Source organism: Fluviicola sp. (assembly GCF_030151805.1).
Taxonomy (GTDB): domain Bacteria; phylum Bacteroidota; class Bacteroidia; order Flavobacteriales_D; family Crocinitomicaceae; genus Fluviicola.
Window position 1 is genome coordinate 1 of the sequence record NZ_JASLCN010000043.1, and the last position, 2,804, is coordinate 2,804.

General features: G+C 39.8%; 4 protein-coding genes and 1 pseudogene. 4 read left to right on the forward strand and 1 reads right to left on the reverse strand.

What is annotated here, in order from left to right; all coding sequences use genetic code 11:
- Positions 1-414, forward strand: a pseudogene (locus Q1V93_RS01575) (aminotransferase class I and II); the annotation flags it as partial.
- A complete protein-coding gene (locus tag Q1V93_RS01580; RefSeq protein WP_300660549.1) occupies positions 401-775 on the forward strand; it encodes a DUF3037 domain-containing protein in 375 nt (124 codons plus the stop codon). The pseudogene Q1V93_RS01575 and the gene Q1V93_RS01580, both read left to right, overlap by 14 nt.
- Positions 776-917: 142 nt before the next feature.
- On the opposite strand, the gene Q1V93_RS01585 is transcribed toward Q1V93_RS01580, so the two are convergent.
- A complete protein-coding gene (locus Q1V93_RS01585; protein ID WP_300660552.1) occupies positions 918-1,103 on the reverse strand; it encodes a DUF5522 domain-containing protein in 186 nt (61 codons plus the stop codon).
- A gap of 20 nt (positions 1,104-1,123) precedes the next feature.
- On the opposite strand from Q1V93_RS01585, the gene Q1V93_RS01590 reads away from it, so the two are divergent.
- Positions 1,124-2,023 carry a pyridoxal-phosphate dependent enzyme gene (locus Q1V93_RS01590; RefSeq protein WP_300660555.1) on the forward strand — a complete coding sequence of 300 codons (900 nt, stop codon included), beginning with the start codon at positions 1,124-1,126 and terminating at the stop codon, positions 2,021-2,023.
- 155 nt (positions 2,024-2,178) lie between these two features.
- Positions 2,179-2,804, forward strand: a 626-nt coding sequence (locus tag Q1V93_RS01595) for an AraC family transcriptional regulator (protein ID WP_300660558.1), incomplete at its 3' end; no start/stop codon positions are given.

Consider the following 2,804-nt stretch of genomic DNA (forward strand, 5'->3'; position numbering starts at 1 on the left):
GTTTGGCTGGATGCTTTTATCACCAATATCGACCGCACTTTTCGCAATACGAATATGTTGATCTGGAAGAAAGAGTTGTGGCTGATCGACCACGGTGCAGCATTCTATTTTCATCATACCTGGGAGAATTGGGAGAAAACAGCCGTGAGTAATTTCGTTTATGTAAAAGATCATGTTTTGTTGCCTCAGGCCTCGAAAATGGACGAAGCGAATACTTTTTGTAAATCCAAACTGAATGAAGGAAATCTGAATCGTTTGGTTGATGCCATTCCGGATTCCTGGTTGATTTGGGAAGACCTGGATGCAACTCCGGATGAGATCAGAGCTGTTTACAAGCAGTTTTTGAATTTGAGACTGACTCATTCCGACAATTTTGTAAACGAAGCTAAAAATGCACGCAATGTTCTTATATGAGTACGCAGTTATCCGGTTGGTACCTCAGGTAGAACGGGAAGAATTTATCAATGTGGGCATTATCCTGTTTTCGAAAAAAGAAAAATTCATTCAAACTAAAATTGCTCTTCCGGAAGAACGTTTGGCCCTGTTTAAATGTGAATTGGATATTGAGCAAGTGAAATCGAATCTGAAAGCGTTTGAGCTGATCAGTGTCGGGGCAAAAGAAGGCGGGCCTATTGCCTGTGAAGAACTACCTGAACGTTTTCGCTGGCTGACAGCTGTGCGAAGTTCTATTATTCAAACTTCCCGTCCGCATCCGGGGAAAGCAAACGATTTACAAAAAGAAGTGGAGCGCTTGTTTGAGGAGTATGTTGGCTAATGTTGTAATGAGCAATTTTATTTTAGAAATACTTGTATTCTAATTAACTTGTTTTTAAAGACTTAAATATTGTTGTTTGAAGTTTTTATTGAATCCTGTCGTAATATTGGGAAATTACGACAGAGCCGGAAAAAAGTCTTGTTTATTTCTTGAAAGAATCCGTTTTTCGGTCATATCCATACGGGCAATGTCTGCACCCGCTTTTACAACAGTGCCCACGCTTCAAATGATACTTTTCGGTAAAAACAATATATCCTTCCGGAGTGTAATAGAAATCATCCGGTTCTAAACCGTTATTTTTGGGAAGCGGACGAAAATCATCATTCATAATGCAAAATTACATATTTCATGGAGCTGTTTGATACTTCCAAATCCATTTTACAGGAAATTAACCTTGGCGCCGGGTTCAGGAACGTACGTTTATTGGTTAAACGGGATGACCTGATCCATCAGGAGGTTTCGGGGAACAAATGGAGAAAGCTGAAGTACAACATTGAATTGGTACAATTTCAAAAGAAAGATGGAATCCTGACCTTCGGCGGTGCTTATTCCAACCATCTGTTGGCAACTGCGGCTGCTTGCAATTTATCCGGATTGAAATCCATTGGAATGGTTCGCGGGGAAGAATTGAATGCGAACAGCAATGAAAACCTCAAACGCTGTTCAGCATTGGGAATGGAATTAAAGTTCGTCTCACGAGAAGAATACGATTCCAGAAACGAAAAAATCTCCCAGGAAACCTGGAAAGAAGAATATCCGTTTTACCTTCTGGTCCCGGAAGGTGGAAGCAATTATTACGGAATGGTAGGCTGTCAGGAAATCTGGAAAGAACTTCCGGACCAAGTGGATCATTTATTCGTGGCGCAGGGAACTACAACCACCAGTTGCGGATTATTGGTCGGGGGAAATGGAAATACAACGATTCATGTCGTTCCTGCTTTGAAAGGCTTTGATTCGAAAGCAGAAATGAAGAAGCAGCTTTTTCCGTTTTTAGTAGATGAAGAGTTGATTGCCGAAAATCTGAACCGGGTAGTAGTGCATTCGGAAGCTCATTTCGGAGGTTATGGAAAATGGAACGATGCATTACTGAATTTCATCAATGATTGCCAAAAAGAGTACGACCTGCCACTTGACAAGATTTACACCGGAAAAGCATTTTATGCATTGATGGAATGGTTGAAAGTTCAGAGTTTTGAAGTTCCTCAGACAATTATTTTCATTCATACAGGCGGATTGATGAACGGTTGAGTTTGATTTATCGGAGAAAAAATGACTTTTCTAAAGTGGAATTCAGATTTCTCCTTGGTAGGAGAGACAAAGGAGGAAGAAAACCTGCTCATATTTGTATAGACTTTAGTTCTTTTTTCATTGAAAATGATTAACTTGAAGAGCTAATTGAAACTATGAGAACTTCAGGACAAAAATTGCATACTCCGCAGTTGACGCGTGAATCTTCGTTGAAAACGCTGGTTGAAAACAGAACGGTCCATACCTTGAATTACTGCGAACTGAACTTATTTGAAACCTACCAGGAATCGCACCTGGTTCCTCTTAAATTTAATGACTTGGTAGTTACAAGTATGTTGCGCGGAAAAAAGGTCATGCATTTGTTTGATGATCCTGAATTCGATTACTTTCCGGGAGAAACAGTCATCGTTCCTTCCCAGGTCGAAATGAAAATTGATTTTCCGGAAGCAAGTTTTGAAAATCCGACTCAATGTCTGGCTTTGGCTATCGACCATCAAAAAATAGAAGATACTTTGCACTTTCTCAATGAGCGTTATCCGAAAGAAGGAAGTAACGATTTCTGGCGTTTGAATCATTCCGATTACTTTTTTTATAATAATCAGGAAATGGCAACGACTATTAACAAACTGATCCAGGTTTGTATGAGTAATAATCTGACAAAAGACGTACTTGCCGATATTGCATTACAGGAATTACTGATCCACATGATCCAGCTCCAAACTGTGCATACTGTTCAGGAAAAGGATTTGAATGATCATTCTTCTTTGTTGAGTCACATTGT

Coding starts and splice junctions, on each gene's coding strand:
- Q1V93_RS01590 (WP_300660555.1), top strand. CDS start 1,124: ATGGAGCTGTTTGATACTTCCAAATCCATTTTACAGGAAATTAACCTT.
- Q1V93_RS01585 (WP_300660552.1), bottom strand. CDS start 1,103: ATGAATGATGATTTTCGTCCGCTTCCCAAAAATAACGGTTTAGAACCG.
- Q1V93_RS01580 (WP_300660549.1), top strand. CDS start 401: ATGTTCTTATATGAGTACGCAGTTATCCGGTTGGTACCTCAGGTAGAA.